Genomic DNA, 22,956 nt, shown 5'->3' on the forward strand with positions numbered 1-22,956 from the left:
TCATCAGTCGGCGGCCTGACGGACGTCGTCGAATTCCGCCTCGAATTCGTCGATCTCGTCCTGGCCCAGGTCGAGAAGGCCGGATCCGGGCTCGGGATCGGCCGCGGGGGCGCCTTCCGGATCGACGACCGCGGCGAGCCCCGCGGGCGTCCGGTGCTCGAACACCTCCGCCACGCCGAAGGGCATTCCGGCGCGCAGCGCCCGCGCCGCCAGTTTCACCGAATAGATGGAATCGCCGCCTATTTCGAAGAAACTGTCGTCCACCCCGACCCGGTCCAGACCGAGCACTTCGGCGAAGAGCGCACACAAGGCCCGCTCGACCTCGGTGCGCGGCTCCCGGCCGGAAACGCGCCCGCTGAAGTCGGGATCCGGCAACGCTTCCCGGTCCACCTTCCCGTTCGCCGTCACCGGCAGCGCGGGCAGCACGATCACTTCCGCCGGCACCAGGTAGTCCGGCAACACCTTGGCGACCTGATCGCGCAACCACACCGTGTCCACGCCGTCGCCGGACACGACGTAACCGATCAAACGTCCCTCACGCGCCACCACCACGGACCCCTCGACGCCCGGCAGCCCGGTCAGCACCGCCTCGACCTCACCCGGCTCCACACGGTGGCCACGGATCTTCACCTGGTCATCGGCCCGGCCGGCGAACACCAGCTCGCCTTCGTCGGTCCAGTACGCCAGATCCCCGGTCCGATACATCCTGGAGGCGCCATCCCGGGAAAAGGGATCCGCGACGAACCGCTCCGCGGTCAACGCCGTACTACCCAGGTAGCCCTGTGCCACGCCGACGCCGGCGATGTACAGATCACCCGCGACGCCCGGCGGCAACGGACGCAGGAAGACATCCAGCACATACAGCCGCCGGCCCGGCAACGCCCTGCCGATCGGCAGCACCGGCCCCACCGGGTCGCCGGGCTCGATCGCTTTCCACGTCGCACAGAGCGTGGTTTCCGTCGGGCCGTAGGTATGCCAGACGCGCAACCGCGGGCAAGCCTGCCGCACGCGCTCCACCACATCGAGCGGCACCACGTCTCCGCCCGCCGCCACCTGGCGGAGTCCGGAGAAGGATTCCGGTGACTCCTGCACGAGCGCCCGGAAGTGGCCCGCGGTGAAGTTCACCGCGGTGAGGCCGTTCCTGACATGGGCGGCGAGTCGTTCCGCGTCGACCACGCCCGGCTCGGCGATCATCACTCGCGCCCCGGACACGAGCGGCACCCACACGTCGTACAGCGACGCGTCGAAGGTGTGCGGAGCGTGCATCAGCACCGCGTCGCCGGCGCGCACGTCCCACCCCGGATCTCCGGCCAGTGCCGCCACGCCCCCGTGCGGGATCGCCACGCCCTTCGGAGTCCCGGTCGAGCCGGACGTGTACATCACGTACGCCAGGTCGTCCGCTCCGACCGGCACAAGGGAAATCTCGCCGTCGTCGGCGTCATCCACCAGAACCCGCTGACAGCCCGGCGGCACCACGCCCGAGGTCTCGTCCCGGCACACCACCGCGGCGACCGCGGAGTCGGACAGCAGGAAGGCCACCCGGTCCGCCGGATAGTCCGGATCAACGGGCACGAACGCCGCTCCGGCCTTCCACACCCCGAGCCACGCCGCCAGCACCTCCGCCGACCGTTCCAGCACCACCCCGACACGGTCGCCGCGTCGCACGCCGCGATCCGTGAGCGCGTGCGCCAGCCGGCCGGACCACTGGTCCAGCTCCGCATACGACCAGGCCCGGTCCCCGGCCGTCACCGCCGTCGCGTCAGGTGCGCTTTCCACCCGCCGTCGGAACAGATCCACCGCCGATGCCGCGCCGATCGCCCCGCCCGTCTCGTTCCACCGATCGACCACCAGCTCACGTTCGGTGTCCCCCACCACGTCCAGCCGCCCGACCACCGCATCGGGCTCCGCGATGATTCGCCCGAGAACACGGGCGAGACCGTGGAGAGCCTCCTTGGCGGCTTGGGCGCTGAGCGATTCCGGCTGGTACTCCACGTCGGTCTGGAGGCTCTCGCCCGGCATGATGCCCAGCAGGATCGCGTACGGCGCCGACTGATGGAACTCCTTCAGGGTCAGCCTGAGACCGCTGTCGGAGTCCGATTTCGCCGCCGGATCGACGTAGTTCTCGAACGACACGATCGTGTCGAAACTCGCCCCGGGAAGCTTCTGGATTTCCTGCAACCCGAGATGCTGATGCGAAATGAGCGCGGACTGCCGCTCCTGCAACTCGGTCAGCATCCGAAGGACCGGCTGCCCGCCGTCCAACCGGACCCGCACCGGCACGGTGTTGATGAACAGCCCCACGGTCTGCTCCACGCCGGGGACCTCCGCCGGACGCCCCGAAACCACCGCGCCGAAGACCACGTCACGACGGCGCGCCAGCCGGGCCAGCACCACCGCCCACGCCCCTTGCACCAACGTGTTCAGCGTCAACCCGTGGCCACGGGCGAACTCGGCCAGAGCGGAGGTGAACTCCGGCGAATAGCGGATCACCTCCCGTGCCCGCGATCCCGGAGTTTTCCTTGTCCTTTCGGGGATCCCGAGCGTCGACGGGTCGGCACCGGCCAGCTCCGCGCGCCACGCCGCGCGGGCGGCCTCCTTGTCCTGCCGGCGCAGCCAGGCCAGATAGTCCCGGTAGGAACCCGCCGCCCGGAGTCCCGAGACAACACCGCCCGCCGCATAGATTTCGAGGAGTTCGGACTCGAGGATCGCCCGCGACCACCCGTCCATGACCAGGTGATGGCTCGTCGTGACCAGACAGTGTTTCTCCGGACCGAGCCGGATCAGCGTCAGCCGCAGAAGCGGAGGCTTCGCCAGGTCGAATCTCTTGGCGCGCTCCTTGTCCGCGATCACGCTCACTTCGGCCAGCGCGTCACCTTCGGCCAAATGGGACAGATCGTGTTCGGCCCAGGGAAGCTTCACCTCCCGGGGAATGAGCTGGACCATCTCGCCGGACTTCCGCCGGTGAAAGCACGCCCGAAGCGCCGCGTGCCGGCCGAGAAGGCTCTCCCAGGACTTTCGGAACCGCCCCGTGTCCAGAGGTCCGTCGACGAACAGCGATTGCTGGATCAGGTAGATATCGGGACCCTCGTCGTCGAGCGCGGCGTGATAGAGGATTCCCTCCTGCATCGGCGACGGCGGCCAGACTTCCGCGAGCGCCATTCCGTGGGACGTCGTCGGACTGTTCACGAAATCTAGCCTCCGTTGCTTTTCAGCGCTGTTACTGGAGTTCCGCCGCGATTGTTTCGAATTCCTCGATCTCGTCCTGGTCCAGGTCGATGAGGTCGAAGTCGGAAGCCGTATGTCCCCCTGCCGAAGGATCATCCGCCTGACCGGCCAGCCCTGACAACATGTCCAGCCATTTCCGGCCCAGCCGTGCCATTTCGGCTTCGCCGAACAGTTCGTCCCGCCATTCCACCATGAGCGTCAACTTCGGACCCTCCGGCGCGTCCTCGACGATCGCACTGGCCTCGAGTGCGTGCGGCAGGCCCATTCCCGGTTCCAGCGAACTCCCCATCGCGCCGACCGGCTGCCAGGCCCGCACGCCATTCCGGTCACCGGTGGCGAACCGGCCCATGTAGTTGAACCCGATCCACGGCGAGGGCAACGCCGCCAGAACCGGCCCGGTTTCGCGATTCAGATAACGCAGCAATCCATATCCGAGCCCGTCGCCGGGCACCGCCCGCGACTGCTCCTTGACCACCTTCAGCAAACGCCCGGCCGCCGGTCCCCCGGCAACCGCCTCCGCCAGGTCGATCCCCGCCATCTCCAGCCGCACCGGATGCACGCTGGTGAACCAGCCCACCGTCCTGGACAGATCCATCCCGTCGACGGGATGGCGGCCATGGTTTTCCACGTCCACCAGCACGTCCCCACCACGCCACCGCGCCACGGCTCCGGCCAGCCCGGCCAGCAGGACCTCGTGCACCCCGCAGTGGAACACCACCGGAGCCCGCCCGGTCAGCACCGCCGTCTCGACGCTGGGCACCACCCACGACCGCGAACGCACCTCCCCGGCCGCGGCACGGTCCCCGTTCAGCCCGCGCCCTCCGGCCGGCTGATCCTCCTGCCCGAGAATCGCCTTCCACGCCGCCAACTCCGCGACCCGCTCCGCGGAAACCGCCCACTCCGTCAGCAAACCGGCCCACCGGCGGAACGAAACCTCCACCGGCTCCAGCACCGGGTCTCGCCCGGCCGCCACCGCCTCACAGGCCGCCTCCAGATCCGGCAGCAAAACCCGCCACGACACGCCGTCGATCGCCAGGTGGTGCACCGCGACCACCAATCGCCCCAGCCGGCCCGGCCCCGCGTCCACCCACACCACCCGGACCATCACACCGGCAGCCGGATCCAACCGCCCCACGGCCTCCCGGGCCGCGGTCTCCACCACCTCGTCCAGTGAGCCGCCGTCGAAACCCACGCGCGTGACCGAACCGCGCACATCGACCGATCCACGCTCACCCACCACCAACCGCCGGCCCGCCTCGCCGTCGACCACCCGCGCTCGCACCATGTCGTGCGTATCCACCACGGCCGCCAAACCCGCCGCCAACGCCTCCTCCGTCAAATCCGAAGGCGCCCCCATCACGACCCACTGCGCGAACCCCGGCCCCGCGACACCTTCCCCCAACACCCACGTCACCGGCGTCCACTCGACCTCCCCAACGCCATCGGCCATTGTGGAGCGATCACTTTCCGGCGCGGACGATGCGGCCGCCAGCAGCGCGATGCGCGCCGGTGTCCGCCCGTCGAAGACATCCGCCGCGGCGAACGACAGACCCGCGCGCCGCGCCCGTGCCGCCAACTGCATCGCGAGAATCGAATCCCCGCCCAGTTCGAAGAAACTGTCGTCCACACCGGCCAGTTCCAGACCGAGCAATTCGGCGAACAACTCGCACAGCACCCGCTCGGCCTCGGTGGCCGGCTCCCGGGCCGTCGCCCCGGCGGTGAAATCGGGGTCAGGCAGCGCGCGCCGATCGATCTTCCCGTGCGCGGTCAGCGGCAGGGCATCAAGCGCTGTCACCGCCGCGGGCACCATGTACTGAGGGAGCCGGGACGCCAGTTCGTCCCGCACCGCCCCGGTATCGATGTCGCCCGGCGACACATAGGCCAGCAGGCGGCCCTCGCGGACGGTCACCGTGGCCTGAGTGATCCGGGGATGGGTGGACAATGCGAACTCGACCTCGCGGGGTTCGACCCGGAACCCACGGATCTTGACCTGGTCGTCGGCCCGCCCGGCGGACACCAGTTCGCCCTGGTCCGTCCAGTACGCCAGGTCTCCCGTGCGGTACATCCGCCCACCGCTGTCGGGAGCGAAGGGATCCGCGACGAACCGCTCGGCGGTCAGCGCCGGGCGCCCCAGATAGCCGCGAGCCACCCCGATCCCGGCCAGATACAGCTCACCGATGACCCCCGGCGGCACCGGGCGCAGGAACGAGTCCAGCAGGTAGCCACGAACCCCCGCGATCGGCTTCCCGAACGGGACCGGATCCTGCCCCGCCGACAACGGCATGCTCACCGTCGCGCAGATCGTGGTCTCGGTCGGCCCGTAGGCGTTGATCATCCGACGGCCCGCCGCCAGGCGATCCACCAGCCCCGGCGGGCAGAGTTCTCCCGCCGCGACCACCGTCTCCACCTGCTCCGGCAAGGTGTCGACGGTGGCGAGCACCGATGGTGGAGCCTTCACCTGCGTGATGTCCCACCGTTCCAGCGCCTCGGTCAACGACACCCGCGGTGGCAGATCCTGCTCCGGCGGCATCACCAGCGTCGCCCCCGACAACAACGCCATCATCACCTCGGACACGATGGTGTCGAAGCCGAGCGCCGCGAGCTGGAGGACCCGCGACGACGGCGTCACGCGGAACCGGTCGATATGCGCCATCGCCAGATTTCCCAGCCCCGCGTGGGTCACGACGACGCCCTTCGGAGTGCCCGTGGACCCCGAGGTGTAGATCACGTACGCCGCGTCACGAGGACCCACTTGCGGCAGTGCCCCGTGCGGGGTCTCCGCCAGGTCCAGTTCGTCGACCACCATCAGCCGGTCCGCGAATTCCGCCGGGACCGCTTCTCGCGTCTTTCCTTGACACAACACCAACATCGGTTCCGCGCTGCGGAAGATCCACTGCTTGCGCTCGTCGGGATACGCCGGATCCACCGGCACGAACGTGCCTCCGGCCATCATCACGCCCAACATCCCCACGACCCACCAGGACGACCGCCCCACCACCAGGCCGACCCGGCGCTCGGACCCCACGCCGTGCGCGCGCAGCACGGCCGCGATCTTCAGCGACCGCTCCCACAGCTCCCCGTACGACAACTCACCATCGCCATCCACGAGCGCCACTTCGCCCGGCCGCTCCGCCGCCATCCGCCCGACCAGTACCGGCAGCGGCTCCCCCGCCAGCAACGGCGGGTCCCAGTGGCCCGCCGGGGCCGCGTCCAGACCGATCCGCCCCACCCGGCCGGACGGATCGGCGGTCAGCTTGCCGAGCACATCGGCGAACCATCCCAGAACCGCGTCGGCGACGTTCTGATCGACCTGCCCGCGCCGGTAGCCGAGCTGGATCCTGAACCGGTCTCCCGGGATGACGCCGACGGTCACCGGGTAGTGCGTCCCCTCGATCGTGCCGAGATAGGTGAACCGGTCGGCGAAGTCCCGCGGATAGTTTTCGAACACCAGCAACGTGTCGAACACCGCGCCCGGCCCGGCCGCCTTCTGGATCTCCGGCAGCCCCAGATGCTGGTGCGGCATCAGGGCCACCTGACGGCGCTGCAGGTCGGTGAGCATGTCCACGACGGGCTGTCCACCGTCCAGTGGCACCCGGACCGGCACCGTGTTCATCAACAGCCCCGGCATCGACTCCACCCCCGGGAGCTCGGCGGGACGGCAGGCGACCGTGGTGCCGAACACCACGTCGGTCCGCCGCGCCAACCGCGCCAGCACCAACGCCCACGCGCCCTGCACCACCGTGTTCACCGTCAGCCCGTGGTCGCGGGAGAACTCGATCAGCCTGGTGCGGACCTCCGGCGACAGGAACGTGACGCGGTAGTCGTAGTCCGTTCCCGCGGCCGCCTTCGCGATCAACGCGGGCTCGTCGACACCGGACAGCTCCGCTCGCCAGGCCGCGCAGGCCGCCTCCTTGTCCTGCCGGTCCAGCCAGGCCAGATAGTCCCGGTAGGTGGCGGCGCCCGTCCGGTCCGGGAACCGCCCGCCGGCCGCGTACGCCTCGGCCACCTCGTTGAGGATGACCGACACCGACCAGCCATCGGTCAGGATGTGGTGGTTGACGACCAGCAGGCGGTGCCGGTCTTCGCCGATCCGGGCCAGTACCAGCCGGAACAGCGGCGCCTTGGCGAGATCGAACCGTTGCCGCTTTTCCTGTTCTGCCAGCGCGTCGACGGCCGCGTCGACATCGCTCGCCCCGCTCAGGTCCACCTCACGCCACGGCAGGGTGACGTGTCCGGCAACGGCCTGCACCGCTTCGCCCGACGTGAGCCGGTGGAAGCTCAGCCGAAGCTCGGCGTGCCGGGTGAAGACCCCTTCCCACACGGCCCGCAGCAGGGCCACGTCCAGCGGCCCGGTCAGCTCCACGATCCACTGTGTCTGGTAGATGTCGGGACCCTGGGGATCGAGGGTCGCCTGGAAGAACAGTCCTGTTTGGAGCGGTGCCAGCGGCCAGATTTCCTCGGCGCCGGGAGCGGCGATTTCCAGTTCCGCTTTGTCTTCCGCGCTCAGTGTGATCAGGGGGTCGTCAACGGGCCGGTCGGCCGGGATGGCACGCGCCACGGCAGCCAGCCGTGCGGGGGTCTTCTCGGTGAAGATCTGAGAGGGCGTCACCAGGAGGCCGGCTGTGGCCGCGCGTGCCGCCAGGCGCACGGCGACGATCGAATCGCCGCCCAGCTCGAAGAAACCGTCGTCCGCACCGGCTCGTTCCAGACCGAGCAGTTCGGCGAAAAGTCCACAGAGGACACTCTCCGTCTCGGTGGCGGGCGCACGGCCCGTGGCGTCCGGCGCGAATTCGGGCGCGGGCAGCGCCGCACGGTCCACTTTGCCATTTCCGGTCAACGGCAAAGCGTCCATTGTGATCACGACGGCCGGGACCAGGTACTCCGGCAACATCGCGCCAAGACGCTCGCGGATGAGCAGAGGATCCGCGTCCGCCACCACATAACCGATCAGGCGCCCGTCGCGCGCGACCACCACGGCCTCGTGGACCTCCGGCTGAGTGGTCAGCGCGGCTTCGACCTCGCCAGGCTCGATCCGGAAACCACGGATCTTCACCTGGTCGTCGGCCCGGCCCCCGAACACCAGCTCGCCGTCGGCGGTCCACTGGGCGAGGTCCCCGGTCCGGTACATTTTCCCACCCGTCGCCCGGCCACCACTCCTCAAGGAGGCGCTCCGCGACGCGTTGTCTTCGGGTGCGAACGGATTCGCCACGAACCGTTCCGCCGTCAGCCCCGCGCGGCCGAGGTAGCCGTCCGCCAGACCGGCGCCGGCCAGGTACAGGTCACCGACCACGCCCGGCGCCACGGGCCGCAGCGACGCGTCGAGCACGTAAGCGTGGCGGCCCGGCAGCGGACGGCCGATCGGCAAGACCGGCGCCGGCACGTCACCTGGCTCGAGCACGTGCCACGTCGCGCACAGCGTGGTCTCCGTCGGACCGTACAAATGCCGGATCCGTACTTCGGGACAGGCCGTCCGCACCCGCTCCACCGCGTGCGCGGGCACCACATCACCACCGGTCAGCACCTCGCGGAGCCCGGCGAACGATTCCGGTGATTCCTCTGCCACCGCACGGAAAGTGCCCGCCGTGAGATGCGCCCTCGTCACCCCGGCGGTGACCGCTTCCCGGAGGCGCCGGGCATCCACCGGCCCCGGCTCGGCGATCACCACCCGGGCACCCGACACCAGCGTTACCCAGATCTCGAACAGGGACGCGTCGAAGGAATGCGGCGCATGCATGAGGACCGCGTCGCCAGGTTCGACCGCCCAGCCGGAATCGCCCGCCAGTTCGGCGACACTCCGATGGGAAACCGCCACGCCCTTCGGCGTGCCCGTCGAGCCGGAGGTGTACATCACGTACGCCAGGTCCCCCGGGCGGACCATGGCCACCGGCGATTCGCTCGAATCCTCATCGGTGACGACGATCGACTCGATCCCTTCCGGTACGCCCTCGCGCGTCGCGAGCGAGCACACCACCAGGGAGGCGCCCGAGTCCTCCGCCATGAACGCCACCCGCCGCGCGGGATAACCGGCGTCCACGGGCACATACGCCGCGCCCGCCTTCCACACGGCGAGCAGCGCCACCACCAGGTCGGCCGAACGCTCCAGCATGACCGCGACGCGGTCGCCACGGCGGACGCCCCGGCCGAGCAAACGCCCGGACAACCGGCCCGCGAGCTCGTCGAGTCGCCGGTAGGTCAGAACCCGCTCGCCGTCGGCCACGGCCACCGCGTCGGGTGTTCGCTCCGCTTGCCTGGTGAACAGGTCCGGCACCGACGGTGCGGCCCCCGCTGTGGAATTCATCGTCATCCTCCACGTACCGCCTGGTGCACCACCGGCGCGGGCCCGTTGCCACGGGCCTCGGCACCATTGCCTGCCTGCCTGGTGTCCTTGCTTCCCGGCCTGGCGAACTGCGTGTGATAGAGCTCCGCGTAGAGACCGCCCTCGGTCAGCAACTCCTCGTGCGTCCCGCGCTCGCGGACTCCGCCGTCGTCGATCACGAGGATCTGGTCGGCCTCGCGGATCGTGGACAACCGGTGGGCGATCACCAGTGAGGTACGGCTGCGCAGGGCCGTCTTGAGCGCCCGCTGGACGGCGGCCTCCGACTCGGAATCCAGGTGCGCGGTGGCTTCGTCGAGCACGACGACCGTGGGCTCCTTCAGCAGCAGCCGGGCGATGGCCAGTCGCTGCTTTTCCCCGCCCGACAAGCGATAGCCGTGATCACCCGTCACGGTGTCGAGCCCGCTGGGAAGGGATTCGATCAGGTCCCAGATCTGAGCCCCTTGGCACGCCTCGATCAGCTCGTCCTCGGTCGCGGTCGGGCGAGCGTAGAGAAGGTTTTCCCGGATCGTGTCGTGGAAGAGATAGGCGTCCTGGCTGACCACCCCCACCGTTTGACGCAGCGAGTCGAAGGTGAGTTCGCGCAGATCATGTCCACCGACGCGAACGATCCCGGAGGTCGGGTCGTAGAGCCGGGACACCAGGTGGGTCAGGGTGCTCTTTCCCGCGCCGGACGGGCCGACGAGCGCGGTCATGGTTCCGGCGGGCACCTGGAAGCTCACGCCGCGCAGGACATTCGGCGTCGCTTTCCCGCGCTCCCGTTCGGCTCGCACGTTCTGCTCCAACGACGGCAGCGAGACCTCGTCCGCGCCGGGATAGCGGAACGACACGTTTTCGAACTCGATTTCCGGCACTACGTTCTTCGCGAGCCCGACCGCGTCGGGGCGTTCCTCGATGAGGGGCTTGAGATCAAGCACCTCGAAGATCCGGTCGAAACACACCACGATGGTCAGCGCGGTCTCCTGTAACCCGGACAGCTGGGTGATCGGTCCGAACAGCCGTCCGAGCAGAGTGGCGACGGCGACCAGCGTGCCGAGCTGGAATGCCCCGGCGAGCACGAGCCCGCCCCCGATTCCGTAGACGAGCGCCGTGGCGAGCGAGGCCATCAGTGTGATGACGACGAAGCCCATCCGGGCGTACACGGAAAGGCGTACCCCGATCCCGCGGATCCGCCCGGCACGATCGGCGTACTCGGCCATCTCCTCGTCCGGGCGGCCGAAGAGCTTGGAGAGCATCGCGCCCTGGACGTTGAACCGCTCCTGGAGAACTCCGCCCAGTCCGGCGTTCTCCTCCATCAGCCGTCTGGCATACCGATGGATCAGCCGCCCCCCGAAGACCCAGGGTACGAGGAACAGCGGGATCAGCAGCAGCGAGACGACGGCGACAAGCCACGACAGGTAGAAGAGCTCGGCTATCACCAGCACGACCGTGACCAGACTGGTGGCCGCCACGAGCATGGAGAAGAAGGCCTGCTGGGCCATCACCAGATCCGTGTGCAGCCGGCCGACCAGCACCCCGGTCTGGGTGCGGGTGAAGAACGCGATCGGCAACCGCCGGACGTGGTCGAGTGCCTGAACCCGGAGGTCGTAGGTGACGCCCTGCCCGATCTTCCCGGAAATGTAGGCCGACAACAGCTGCAACAGCGTGCCGCCCACGGCAAGCCCGGCGGCCAGGCACGCCATCAGGATCACGACCCCGAGATCGTTCTTGAGAATGCCGCTGTCGACGAGCGTCATCAGCAGCAAGGGCGTTGCCACGACGACGAGCGACTCCAGTGCGGCGACGAGAAAGAAGAGCGCCACCTTGCCGAAGTGCGGGCGAAAGTAGGCGAGCACTCTGGGCAGCGTTCCCGGGCGGATCTTGGTCCGCCAGGGATCGGGGTCGTCATCGCTCTTTTTCACCCCCCCGAAGCGCATCACTACGTCCATGCGGGCACCCCTCTCACGCAAGCGAAACCGGCGAGCTCAATCGTGCTTAATCGAATCCATGTCCACGAGTACGTCCGACCGAACAATTCGCGCACTTGGACAGGCCGCGTTGGTCCACAATGGACTTAACGGGGACGGATTCAGCGTCCCGCGAGACCCGCCGGAGTTCCGCCCACGGTGTCATCACGCACCGGACCACCGTGCCTGCCGGGGATCCGGCCGTGACCGTTGACGCCACGCCACAGCAGATCCGTCACCGCGTCGAGTTCGCCGGACCGGAGCGCGGCGGCCGCCGCGGCGAGATCGGCCGCGATCCGCTCGAGCACCCCGGCCACCGGCAGGGCGTTCCCGGAAAGGATCATCCGCCACAGCAAGGGATTTCCGGCGGCGATGCGCGTCACATCGCGCAGACCCTGTCCCGCCAGGCCCAGCGCGATCTCGTCGCCGCCCTCCAGACTCGCCGCCACCGCCGACGCCACCACATGCGGGGCGTGTGACACCAGGGCCATCGCCGAGTCGTGCTCTCGCGCGCCCACGGTGACCGCGTTCGCCCCGCACATCGACACCAGCTCCCGCACCAGCCGTACGGCATCCGCATCCGTCTCGGGGCCGGGACACAGCGCCCAGGGCCTGCCCAGGAACAGATCGGCGCGGGCGGCGGCCGGGCCGGACCGCTCCCGGCCGGCGAGCGGATGCCCCGGTACATAGGACGCCCGGTCGCACCCGAGCCGCGCCACGTCGGCGATCGGATCGACCTTGACGCTGGCCACGTCGGTGTACACCCGTGCGGCCCCTCGCTTCTGCAGATCAGCCAGCCGCTCCCCCACCAGGTGCGGCGGCACGGCGAGCACCGCCAGATCCACCTCCTGGCCGGTCCACTCCTCGCCCGCGCCGAACTCCTCCGCCAGCCCCACCGCGCGCGCATCGACGTCGGAGAGGTAGACCGTCACCCGCTTCTCCCGAAGGGCCAGCGCCACCGAGGTACCGATCAGCCCCGTGCCGACGACAAGCGCCTTCTTCATGCTCACCGCTACTTTCTACCAATCCGACCAGAAGTAGGCGGAGACGGACCGCAGTCATCCGGCTGTATAGACCCGTTTCCGCCGTGGCTGTGGCCGGATTGGTAGCGATCGGCACAGTAGGTTGCGGAGCCGCCGATGTACAGCACGGGACCACGTGGCGAAAGTGGCGGATCCGAGCGCGGGCGATCGGATCCACCTGGCGCACCGACCCGCGGTGGATCGACCGGCCGCGCCGGTCGCCGTCCCTTGTCTACCCGATCACCCCGCGGCCAGATCGGTCGTCCGGTTTTCCAGGCAATCCGCGAACTCCGCCCAGACCCGGGCGTGATCCCTGGCGAATCCGGCGACCACGCTGCCCCAATGCGGCGGGACGCCGTGCAGGATCCTTCCCCACTCCCGCCCGTCGAGGGAGTGCATGGCGAGCAGCCGCAACAGGATCCGGCCTGCCTCGGTCAGGCGTAGCGCGGGATCGGCTTTGAGGCGCTCCAGCACGGCGAGCCGATCTCGATCCACCGCGCGGCAGAAGTCCGGCTCGGTCCACCGCAGGGGTTCTGGCTTGGCCCGTAGCCGCCTGCTCCCGTCCCGGGTCGGGCTCTCACCGCGCTCCAGCCGGCCTCGCACATCGCGGACCGTCTCCGGTGAAATGCCGACCTGTTTGGCGACCTGCCGGAGCGAAAGCCCCGGATCACTACGGATGAGCTCTGCGGCGAGTCTCCTGCCCTCCGAACCGTCGACCGGACGGATGCGCCCGTCCCGCCCGATCCTGGCTTCGTTCCCACTCTCTCCGCCATGCCTGCGCAGGTCGGCCACCGTGCCGGCGGAGATGCCGGTCGCCGAGGCCACCCGGCGGTCGGACCACTGCGGATGCGTCCCGATGATCTGGGCGGCCGCACGCTTGCGATCGGCCAGTGAAAGCGGCAGACCGTGCCGGATGTTCGCCTCGACGGCCAGGACGAAGGCGTCCGCGTCGGTGCCGTCGACAAGTCTCGCCACAATTTTCGTATCGCCTCTGACCTGCGCCACCTTCAACCGGTGCAGACCGTCGATCACCTGCATCGTCGGCCGGTGAACGAGAATGGGCGGTAGTTCCGTGCCCGCCGACAACAGCGTCTCGACGTGCTCCGGATCCTCGCCCGACGTTCGTGGCGAGCATACCGAAGACAGCCGGGACAGCTCGATTTCGACGACCGGCAGAGCGGTTATGTCAATTCCCGTCGAATCCATCTGGCCCCCATTGAATTTGACACCACGTGGACAGCCGGGCCCCCAGATATCGACCCGGTCGTTTTCGATCGCGAACTTGACCGGCGCGGCAGAAACCGGCCGGTGCCATGTTTACTCGCTCCGCACCGATGACACGGACCAAGTTTTTTGGTTCTTCTCTCCGTGCGGGCGAATCCCGCGCGCCCGCACGTCCTCCGCTATCTTCCGGCATCCCCCGAGGGTCGACCCGAACCCTCGGGGACCGGTCCAGCGGAATTTCGCTTGAACACCAATGTGCGCAGGACTACGTATTTCGCGCCGTCATCCGGTGCGACGAACCCGTAGCCGTGCGACCCATCGGATCGCAGAACGCTTCCCGCCAGCATTCAACCACTCCGATTGTTGGCCTTTCACAGACATGGTAAAGGGGGGGCACATACCTGAACCACCCCCTACTACGGACATTCGCCGCTGCTCGTCGGTCGCCGCCGGCGGACGGCGACTCGTGAGCCGTGTCCTTCGATCCGCGTCCGGCCGAAGCGGCGGCGCCCCGGAGCGCGACGGCGGACCGTTCGACCGTCCACCGGACACCACACCGTCCAACTGCCCAGCCTTGGTGGTTGGACATCAGGATCCGGTCCGCACGGGCCCCCACGGCGAACCGGGTGTCCTCGACGGCGAGGTTTCCCTTGAGCGGCAAGGCGTGCCGGCCGCGATCCGCTCTCCGACAAACTACCCGAGCACAAGGGCCTACGCCCATCGCCCAGGACGGTGACCGCCGGAAAACCGTCGCTCGACGGCTTCGGTCCCGCCACGGCCAATTTCAGCCGCAGCGTGCGGCCCCGAGAAATATTCGATCTTGTGGTTCCGGCGCCTGCCGGGTTCGGCCCCGTGGTTTCGCCGGTCGGAGTTTTCCTTGCCTCGTGGTCGCGAGTCACCGTCGCACCCCTTGTCCCCAGTGAACGCACCCCATGTTTCACCCTGAACCTTGGGAAGGATAGCCGCCGTATGGCCGAGCGAGGGCATTCATCGACGGTGAGTTCGAAGCGCGACGCGGTGTCACCGAGCGTACTCGGCCTATCGCCGCAACCTGGGATCATGCGAAGGGTCGGGGTACATGGGCGGGCAGCCGTGTTCGATGGCTTCGGGGCGCAGTTCGTAATGCCAGGGTTCGTTGCGGTAGATCTGGCACAGTCCGTACCCGGCCCCATGCTCGGACAGCCACGGCCAGGCGACTCGCCCGATGTCGGCCGCTTCCCCCGCCACATGAGCGGACTTCTCCGCGGTGGCCACCCACTTGGCGGCTTCCTCTTCGGAGCCGTACTTCACGATCGCCTTGCGACGAAGCTGATCCTGGTACTCCGGGGAACGCCAGCCACTGTTGACGAAGAACTCGATCCCCTCGTCCGCGGCATCCGTCGCCGCCTTGCGCAGGGCGCTCAGGAGACCCGGATCAAGATTGGCCACGGCCGGAATCTCGTCGAAGACCGTCGTGCCGTCGGGGACGGCGCCATGGGCTTCCCCGAGCGAACCGGCAGGCTGAATGCGGACCAACCGGTAGCCGAGGGCCTTGGCCATCGCCGCGACAATGGCTCGCAAACCACCGGCGAGAATTCTCCGAATGCGACGGATCATTTCGCGAAGATACCACCGAACCCGGGTGCGGACCGTGGTCCTCACCCGGGTCGGAGCTCCTTGCGATAGATGTGCGAGGTCTTCTTTCGCTCGTACCCGATTCCCTCGTAGAACGGGTGGGATTCGGGGCGCACGACGTTCGAACGAACCACGACCGTGCGCAGACCCTGCCGCAACGCCCATTGTTCGGCGGCATTCACCAGCGTGCGGCCGACCCCGGACCGGCGGACCGCCGAATCGACCACCAGGCCGGTGATTTCGACGAGTTCATCCTGTTCCAGCGGCAGCCTTCGCTCGACACTGATGTAGCCGTCGATGCGGGAGTCGTCGTCCGGCACCGCGACCAGGATCTGCTTCGCGGGCGCTTCCAGAATGCTCGCCAGCCGCCTGGCCACCGCGTCGGGTTCGTTCGGGTACCCGAGCTGGTCGAGCAGTGCGGTCAGGCACGGGACGTCGGCCGCGCGTACCGGACGTACCGGTGCTCCCAACGCTTTTCCCCCTTGCGCGACCTTCCGTCAGGAGATCGGAAAGTCGAAATAGGTGTCCGGATAGGGTTCGTTCTTCAGCGTGTAGTGCCACCACTCGCGATCGTAGGAAAGGAAGCCGCAGGTCTCCATGACAGAACAAAGATGCCGGCGGTTTTCCGCCTCGGCCGGCGTGATGCCTTCCGCGCCATGATGGGAGATCGAATCCATCAGGTCGTGGTCGCCGCCCATGGGAGCGAGTTCGCTGGTCTCGAGATGGAAGAACGTCAGGTCGACCGTGCTGCCCCGGCTGTGGCCCGACTTTTCGGCCACATACCCCAGTTCGAACATCGCGGGCCGGTCGATGTTCGGATAGTGCCGCGGCTTCGTCCGGCCGTCCTCCGGCTCCCGTGACCAGCGCAGAAAACGGTCCACCGCACGTTGCGGGCGGTAGCCGTCCCAAAGAAGCAGGCCGAAGCCCAGGGCCGCGGCCTCCTCCCGGGCTTTCGCCAGCGCCTCGCACAACGCCTTCGTACCGACGATCCGATTCACCAGATATCCGTCGACCGGTTTGCCGGTGAAGTTGTCCCAGGTGGCGTACTTGGCATCCCACCGTATTCCGGGCACCACTTCGTCGACGAAGACGAAGTCAGCGTGCATCGGCTTTTCCTGCCAGAGCCAGCGACACCAGGCGGTCGATCACCTCGCCGAGCGGCATACCGGCGGCGGCCATCATCCTCGGGTAGCGGCTGTAGGAGGTCAGACCGGGCAGGGTGTTGACCTCGTTGAGCGTCACCGTTCCGTCTTCCTTCAGGAACAGGTCCACCCGCGCGAGGCCCTGGCAGCCCAAGGCGTGGTAGATGGCCTTCGCCGTCTCCTGGACCAGCGAGCGCGACTCCGCCGGGATGTCGGCGGGACAGATGAAGGCCGAGTTCTCGGAACCGGTTTCCGGACTCTGTTCCTGGTGGATCCGGAAAAAGCCGTGCGTGAGGGCGACGCGGTCCACCTCACCCACGGTCAGGTCCAGACCGTTCCCGAGGACGCTGCAGCCGATCTCGCTGCCGACGACGGCCTCTTCGATCAACACCTTCGTGTCGTACTGCCGTGCGGTCTCCACCGCACTCGCCAGTTCGTCCGCTCCGGAAACCTTGGTGACACCGAAGGACGACCCCGAACGGGCCGGCTTCACGAAGACCGGATAGGTGAGCTGGTCGGCGTCGATCTTGTCGTTCGGCGTGACGATCCAGAACTTCGGCGTGGCGATTCCCGCGCTGCTGACGACGGTGTAGGTGAGGGACTTGTCCATGCACACGGCGGAACTCTGGACATCACAGCCCACGTAGGGGATGCCGGCGAGCTCGAACAGGCCCTGCATCGTGCCGTCCTCGCCGAAATTGCCGTGCAGCACGGGCAACACGACGTCCAGGGCGATCGTCTCGTACTTCCCGTCCTCCAGGACGAGCAAGCCGTGCACGCTCCGGTCCGGGGACACCACGGCCGGGCGGGAACCGGTGTTCTCCCAGTCCGTGTCGGGGCCCTCGCAAAGCTTCCAGGCCCCGTCCTGGGTGATCCCGATCCAGAAGGGTTCGTACTTCTCGGTGTCGAGGCTCTTGGCGACCTCTCGCGCGGACTTGACGGAGACGGGATGTTCTTCGCCGACGCCGCCGAAGAGGATTCCGACCTTCAACCTAGCCATGCCGCCTCCCGCTTTCGAATTTCAGGCAGTTGATGATGCTGTTTTCCACCATGTCGCTCAGGGCGCGATCGGTGTAGTACGCGATGTGCGGACTGATGAGCACGTTCGGCATCTGCTGCAGCCGCAACAGCAGTTTGCTCTCGATGGGCTTGTTCCGGCGGTCGGCGTAGAATATTCCTTCCTCGCCTTCGACGACATCCAGTGCCGCACCGCCCAGGCCGCCGTTCTCCAGCGCCGAAACGAGGGCCTCGGTGTCGAGAAGCGGGCCACGTCCGGTGTTGATGACGTACGCGCCCTGCTTCATCTGCTCGATGCGCTGACGGTCGAGCAGGTGATGCGTTTCCGCGGTGAGCGGCGTATGGAGCGTCACCATGTCGCTCAACTTCAGCAGTTCGTCGAGAGGAACGTAGTCGGCGGCGGTCCCGGGACGGGTGTCATAGGCCAGTATGCGGCTGCCGAAACCCCGCAGCCGGTCCATCACCGCGGCGCCGATGCGCCCGGTTCCCACCACCCCGACGGTCATGTCACGCAGTTCTTTACCGTGCACGTCGTGCAGCCGGTAATCATGAACGTCCGCACGGGTGATGATGGATTTGGCGTTCCGTACCGCCATCAGCATCAGCATCAGCGTGTAGTCCGCCACGCTGTCGGGCGAGTACGAGACGTTTCCGACGGTGATCCCGACGCTCGCCGCGTAGTCCACGTCGATGTGGTTGAACCCGATACTTCTGGTGGAGACGTACTCCACGCCGGCGCGACCGAGCGCGAGAAGCGTGGGATTGCTGATCCGAGCCTTGTGACCAACGCTGATGCACCGGTTCCCGAATGCCAGTTCGATATTGTCCTCGGACACCGGATCGGCGGTGATGGTGGGCACTATCTCAAAGCGAGGAGCCATCTCCCGGAACAGGACGGCCTCATGCTTACCGCATCCATAAATGGTGATTCCCGGCGTTGGGACGACCGAGGACGACGCCAGCGATCGGGTGCGGCGTGCCGCTTTTCGGGCTGGTTCACTGTCGGTCATGTCGTCCAGTCAAGGCAGCGTGTGTTGTCAGTACGTATGCGGTTTTCGATATGCCGACCATAAGGTATCGGCCGGTAGCATAGCATGCGCGTTGATCGTCGAAGACGAAGCCTCTCCGCCCCGATCCACGCCGCTCCGGCCCGGTCGCGCCGCGATCGACTGACCGCGGGTCGTACCCGCCCGGCTCGGCCACATCCAGATCCTCGCATGGTGGAGACCCTCGCACGGCGGATGCCGTAGCCCCGCGTCCACCCCGCCCTGTTCGTCACCGCGGTAACGACGTTCAACGCTCTGAACTCGGGTAAGACCGGCATCGACGGACACTGGGATGGCCCGCGGACGGCCCTGGCCTGGAACGGCCGGCGTTCGCGAGAACGATCGAATCGTCGGAGTTCCGGACCCACGGGGACACGGAGGGTCACCACGTGGAACTCGACGAGGGACGAAGCGAGGGCCGCCGCCCGGGACCGCCGACCACTATGTGACGAACCGAACACGAACGGTGGCAACGATACCGTGACCAAACAACACAGATCGTATTCACCGTGCCTTACGGGGTAAAAACACACGGTAGCCGCCATGAGCGACGGCCTCCGGATCGGGCGGCTCCCGGCCCGGAGCGCAATTCCGCCGACAATTTCCCGGACGTCCACGGTGAATTGTCGCCGCCCCGGTCCGTCCCTCCACACCATTCGACGGTTATCGAAACACCGAGTCGCTCGGGTAAGGACCATACCGGGGACGCGGCCACGGAAGATATTCGTTCCTACGGGCCCGGCGAGGCCTGGAGCTTTCCCGCCGGCAGGCGGTCGGCGCCCCAGCTGCGTTCCAGGTAACCGATGATCCGCGCGATGTCCTCGGCGGGCACCTTGTCCGGCTCTCCGTGTTCGAGCGGGTCGAGGTGGAAAATGTAGAGCCGTGAGGCGAACTGGTCGAACGGAAGCGATGCTTCGCCGAACCGTTCGCCGTTGCCCGCGGTGGACACCACGACGCCGTCGCCCCAGTCCTGGCCACTGTCGTTGTTCGGGTTGAAGAAGTACACCCGCATGACGTCCTGCGGATCCGGCGCCACGCGCAGGATGGTGATCGCGTGCCAGCCGACGTACCGGGCCGCGCTGTCGGTGACGGCGACACCCGCGGGCTGAGGGTGGATCAGCGGCTGTCCGCCGTTGTAGGACGGGTGGTAGCTCGCGTGGAACTGCCGCAGGAAGTCGTCCAGGTCCACCAGGTTCCCGGTCTCGACATCGACGTTGATCCGGAAGCCGCGCGCCGCCCACCAACCGTGGAACTCGGGGTTGACCCAGCGGTGCGGGTCGCCGGGCCGGTCGGCACAGCGCCGCCCCATCTCCGCGTAGATCCGGTCCAGATGCGGCACCACGAGCAACGACACGGGGTCCAGATCCATCGGCAGCGTGCTCGCGACTCCGCCCTCGCTCTCCTTCGAGGAGATCGGCTGCCCTTCGAAGTGCATGGTGACCTCGTCGTCCCGGGCCGCCCAGACCACCACCTGCAACAGGTAGTCCGGGTCGTTGTAGGCCCACATCGACAGGGCCCGCGCAGACTGGCAGGTCGGGTTGTCACCCTGCCCGATGCCGAGCGGCTGGCCCAGCACGGACAACACGCCCGCCGTCAGCCGTGCCTTCGGCTCCACCTGATCGCCGAAGACCGTCGTCAAGCGCTCGCGCGAGGCCGGTGAGAGCTTCAGCGCCAACTGGCGCCACAGCGCGGGAACCAACGGCGGTTCGTGGAGGATGCCACGGTCCAGCAGCAACGCCAGGCCGTAGACGCACTGCGCGGTCTGCGGGTGCACGGCCTCCTCGATCAGCTGGTGCACCAGATCACTGAAGCGCAGCAGGCAGTTCCGGCCGGTGTCGGACAGCCCGAGTGCCTCGCCGACGAGGTAGTCGCTCTGATCCAGCAGGAACCGCAGCAGTTCCGCGTGGTAGGGCGACACCAGGCCGGTGTCGTGCATCGCGCGGGCGAACCCGGTGGCTTCGTACTGCAGGGCGCCGGTGTCCATCGCCTCCAGCCGGGAGCGGAAGACGTCGATGCCCGGGTCTTCCCGGCAGGCCTCGGTGGTCCCGAACAGGCTGCTGATGAGCCTGTCGATGCCCTGCCCGGACGCTTGGCCAAGGTCGACGTTCGGATCGCCCCGATAGATCGCGATCCGGGTGATCAGCGACTGCACCTGGTCGACCTGGATCGGGCGCTGGCGCAGGATCCGCCAGATCTCTTCGACCAGCTTGTCCAGGACACTGTCGTAGCCGATCTGGTCGGCGAGGTGCCGGAACAGGTCGCGGATCAGTTGCGCCGTCCGGCCCTGCTGGACCCGTTCCGCCTCGGTGGGCGGGGTGAACAGCAGCTCCAGGTTCATGGCCAGTACCTGGGCGAGGAACTTGCTCGCGTCCTCGGCGGAGATGGCCGGGTGCGCGAAGTCACCACGGGCGACCGCGAGCATCCGCAGTTCGCTGGTCGCCTCCATCACGACGGTGTCCGCGTCGCCGCTGCGCAGCCCGGGACCGACCAGCGCCGGGACGAGAATCTGCGGCGAGGCCCAGTCCGTTCCCTGGAACAGACCGGCCTCCTCCACCGCCTGCGCTCGTTCCTGGACGGCCGCGGCACCGCCGGGCTCCCGCAGCGTCCGTCGCAGCGCCTCCAGCACCCGCCGCAACTTCGTCGTCTTCCCGAAGTCGCGGGTCTGGGCCATCGCGCGGATGGCGTCATCGAGCGAGGCCACACGCTTTTCCAGCGTGGTGGCCCCACCCGTGGGATCGGTCGGTTTCAAGGGGCTTCCTCAGCGTCAAACGTAGAAGTCGAGCTCTTCTTGTTGCTTCAACAGATCACGCATCCGGTAGGGATTGTCGCCGAAGAAGTACAGCAGGCCCCAGTGGGTGCCGAACGCGGTCCTCTTGGTCACCGTCTCCTCAAGCGGCGCCGAGAGGTCGTGCGACTCATAGTAGTCGTCGTTCTCGGTCTCGTCCGGTATGCGTAGTTCACTGACGACCCGCCGGCGCGGGTACACGCCGAAGCAGCCCGCGACCCCGGACGCGTCGACGACCTCACGCGGGAAGAACGCGTCGATCTCTTCCTCGGTGGTCTTCGGATCGAAAGCCAGGGCGAGTCCCTGGTAGGCGTTGAACCCGTAGGCGCGTTCGAGTAGCTCGAACACCTTGAAGCCCGGCGGCCGGTAGGCGACCTCGCCGAAGTACATCTCGCCGTCGCTGGTGACGAAGTACTCGGGATGCACGAAGCCGAACTCGATGTCGAAGACCTTGATGAGCTTCTCGATCTGCTCCGTGATCTGCGGCCGGTACCGCTCCAGTTCGGGAGTCGCCGGCACGAACACCGAGTACCCGAGCGTCACGTACTCGGAGATGTTGAGGAACTTGATCTTCCCCCGGTGGATCCAGGCCTCGACGGCGAACTCCCAGCCGTCGAGGTGGGATTCCATGAGGACGGGGAACTCCTCGTCGGGGATCATGTCGATCTCGTCGGGCGTGCGGATGACGCGGTGCCCGAGACAACCCGCCTTGTCGAAGGCCTTGAGGTGGATCGGGTCGTTGGGGTCACCGTCGAGCTTCAGCAGAGTCTGGTTGACACGCTTGAGAAAACGGACCACGTCCTCCCGGTCGTGGGCCTCCTCGAAGATCCCGACCCGGATGCCACCGAGCTGCGCGCGCCGCTTCATGAGCGACTTGTCGCGCAACAGCATGGCCTGACCGAACAGACGGGGATTGTGCTGCAGGACGGAGTTGATCGCCCCCGCCCACTCGACCGTCTCCTCGAACAGCGGGATCGCGACGTCGACGCCTTCCTTGTGCAGGATCTCGGCGATCTCCATCGAACGGTCGTTGAGCCGCTCGAAATCCCAACGCACGTAAGGGATCCCGTGTTCGGCGCAGTACTCCTCCGCCCAGTCCGGCGCCACGACGACATACCGCCGGTCGAAGCGGTCCAGCGCCTCCACCGCGTTGAGACTCCAGCCGAGCAGCGCTAGGTACCCTTTGTCCGGATTCTTGCCGACCGCTTCCGACTGTGGCATTGACCGTCCTCCGTTCCGGCGCAGTCACTTTTCGCTGCACGGTGATCTCACCGTAGGCCATGCGGACGCCGTCGGCCTGGTTCGGACAAGTCCCGGCTCCGGCAGCCGGACCAAGCGGCAAGACGTTGACCTGCCCCGGGACTGGCCGCCCTGGGCGGCGATGGCCCTGTTCCAACGATTGGGCAACGCGTCTCCGCGAGAAGTTCTTCGCGGGTAAGGACGGCCGGTACCCGGAAGGGGTAAGGGGGCGAACTCCAACAGCCGATTCGTTGGCACGTCGACACGGCTACCGTCGACGTTCGTAACCCGATGAAGGTGTGCTCCTCGGACCGGAGCACGACCACGTCCCGCGTTGCCTTGCGGCAGCGCGGATATCCGCC

Annotated in this window: 10 protein-coding genes and 1 pseudogene; all 11 read right to left on the reverse strand. The window is 67.7% G+C overall.

Going from position 1 to position 22,956, the window contains the following annotated elements; genetic code table 11:
- Positions 1-3: 3 nt before the first annotated feature.
- A pseudogene (locus ACFSXZ_RS28190) lies at positions 4-9,493 on the reverse strand (amino acid adenylation domain-containing protein).
- A gap of 32 nt (positions 9,494-9,525) precedes the next feature.
- Positions 9,526-11,487 (reverse strand): ABC transporter ATP-binding protein, encoded by a 1,962-nt coding sequence (locus tag ACFSXZ_RS28195; RefSeq protein ID WP_378268244.1) that lies wholly within the window; start codon positions 11,485-11,487, stop codon positions 9,526-9,528.
- Positions 11,488-11,627: 140 nt separating this feature from the next.
- Entirely contained in the window at positions 11,628-12,509 is an 882-nt protein-coding gene (locus ACFSXZ_RS28200; protein ID WP_378268396.1) for a prephenate dehydrogenase, read from the reverse strand.
- Between the two features lie 258 nt (positions 12,510-12,767).
- Positions 12,768-13,733 (reverse strand): winged helix-turn-helix transcriptional regulator, encoded by a 966-nt coding sequence (locus ACFSXZ_RS28205; RefSeq protein WP_378268245.1) that lies wholly within the window; start codon positions 13,731-13,733, stop codon positions 12,768-12,770.
- A gap of 1,056 nt (positions 13,734-14,789) precedes the next feature.
- Entirely contained in the window at positions 14,790-15,347 is a 558-nt protein-coding gene (locus ACFSXZ_RS28210) for a M15 family metallopeptidase (RefSeq protein ID WP_378268246.1), read from the reverse strand.
- Between the two features lie 41 nt (positions 15,348-15,388).
- Entirely contained in the window at positions 15,389-15,835 is a 447-nt protein-coding gene (locus tag ACFSXZ_RS28215) for a GNAT family N-acetyltransferase (RefSeq protein ID WP_378268247.1), read from the reverse strand.
- A gap of 27 nt (positions 15,836-15,862) precedes the next feature.
- Complete coding sequence (gene vanX, locus ACFSXZ_RS28220) at positions 15,863-16,471, reverse strand: D-Ala-D-Ala dipeptidase VanX (RefSeq protein WP_378268248.1); 609 nt, start codon at positions 16,469-16,471, stop codon at positions 15,863-15,865.
- Complete coding sequence (gene vanA, locus ACFSXZ_RS28225) at positions 16,461-17,507, reverse strand: D-alanine--(R)-lactate ligase (RefSeq protein ID WP_378268249.1); 1,047 nt, start codon at positions 17,505-17,507, stop codon at positions 16,461-16,463. The genes vanX and vanA overlap by 11 nt, the downstream gene beginning before the upstream one ends.
- The gene (locus ACFSXZ_RS28230) at positions 17,500-18,405 is read right to left on the reverse strand and encodes a D-isomer specific 2-hydroxyacid dehydrogenase family protein (protein ID WP_378268397.1); all 906 of its coding nucleotides are present in this window, start codon (positions 18,403-18,405) and stop codon (positions 17,500-17,502) included. The genes vanA and ACFSXZ_RS28230 overlap by 8 nt, the downstream gene beginning before the upstream one ends.
- An 895-nt stretch (positions 18,406-19,300) precedes the next feature.
- Positions 19,301-21,319 carry a hypothetical protein gene (locus ACFSXZ_RS28235; RefSeq protein ID WP_378268250.1) on the reverse strand — a complete coding sequence of 673 codons (2,019 nt, stop codon included), beginning with the start codon at positions 21,317-21,319 and terminating at the stop codon, positions 19,301-19,303.
- A 15-nt stretch (positions 21,320-21,334) separates the two neighbouring features.
- Complete coding sequence (locus ACFSXZ_RS28240) at positions 21,335-22,576, reverse strand: ATP-grasp domain-containing protein (RefSeq protein ID WP_378268251.1); 1,242 nt, start codon at positions 22,574-22,576, stop codon at positions 21,335-21,337.
- Between the last annotated feature and the right edge of the window lie 380 nt (positions 22,577-22,956).

Source organism: Amycolatopsis pigmentata (genome assembly GCF_042684065.1).
GTDB lineage: Bacteria > Actinomycetota > Actinomycetes > Mycobacteriales > Pseudonocardiaceae > Amycolatopsis_E > Amycolatopsis_E pigmentata.

Coding starts and splice junctions, on each gene's coding strand:
- ACFSXZ_RS28195 (WP_378268244.1), bottom strand. CDS start 11,487: ATGGACGTAGTGATGCGCTTCGGGGGGGTGAAAAAGAGCGATGACGAC.
- ACFSXZ_RS28200 (WP_378268396.1), bottom strand. CDS start 12,509: ATGAAGAAGGCGCTTGTCGTCGGCACGGGGCTGATCGGTACCTCGGTG.
- ACFSXZ_RS28205 (WP_378268245.1), bottom strand. CDS start 13,733: ATGGATTCGACGGGAATTGACATAACCGCTCTGCCGGTCGTCGAAATC.
- ACFSXZ_RS28210 (WP_378268246.1), bottom strand. CDS start 15,347: ATGATCCGTCGCATTCGGAGAATTCTCGCCGGTGGTTTGCGAGCCATT.
- vanX (WP_378268248.1), bottom strand. CDS start 16,471: ATGCACGCTGACTTCGTCTTCGTCGACGAAGTGGTGCCCGGAATACGG.
- vanA (WP_378268249.1), bottom strand. CDS start 17,507: ATGGCTAGGTTGAAGGTCGGAATCCTCTTCGGCGGCGTCGGCGAAGAA.
- ACFSXZ_RS28230 (WP_378268397.1), bottom strand. CDS start 18,405: ATGGCTCCTCGCTTTGAGATAGTGCCCACCATCACCGCCGATCCGGTG.
- ACFSXZ_RS28240 (WP_378268251.1), bottom strand. CDS start 22,576: ATGCCACAGTCGGAAGCGGTCGGCAAGAATCCGGACAAAGGGTACCTA.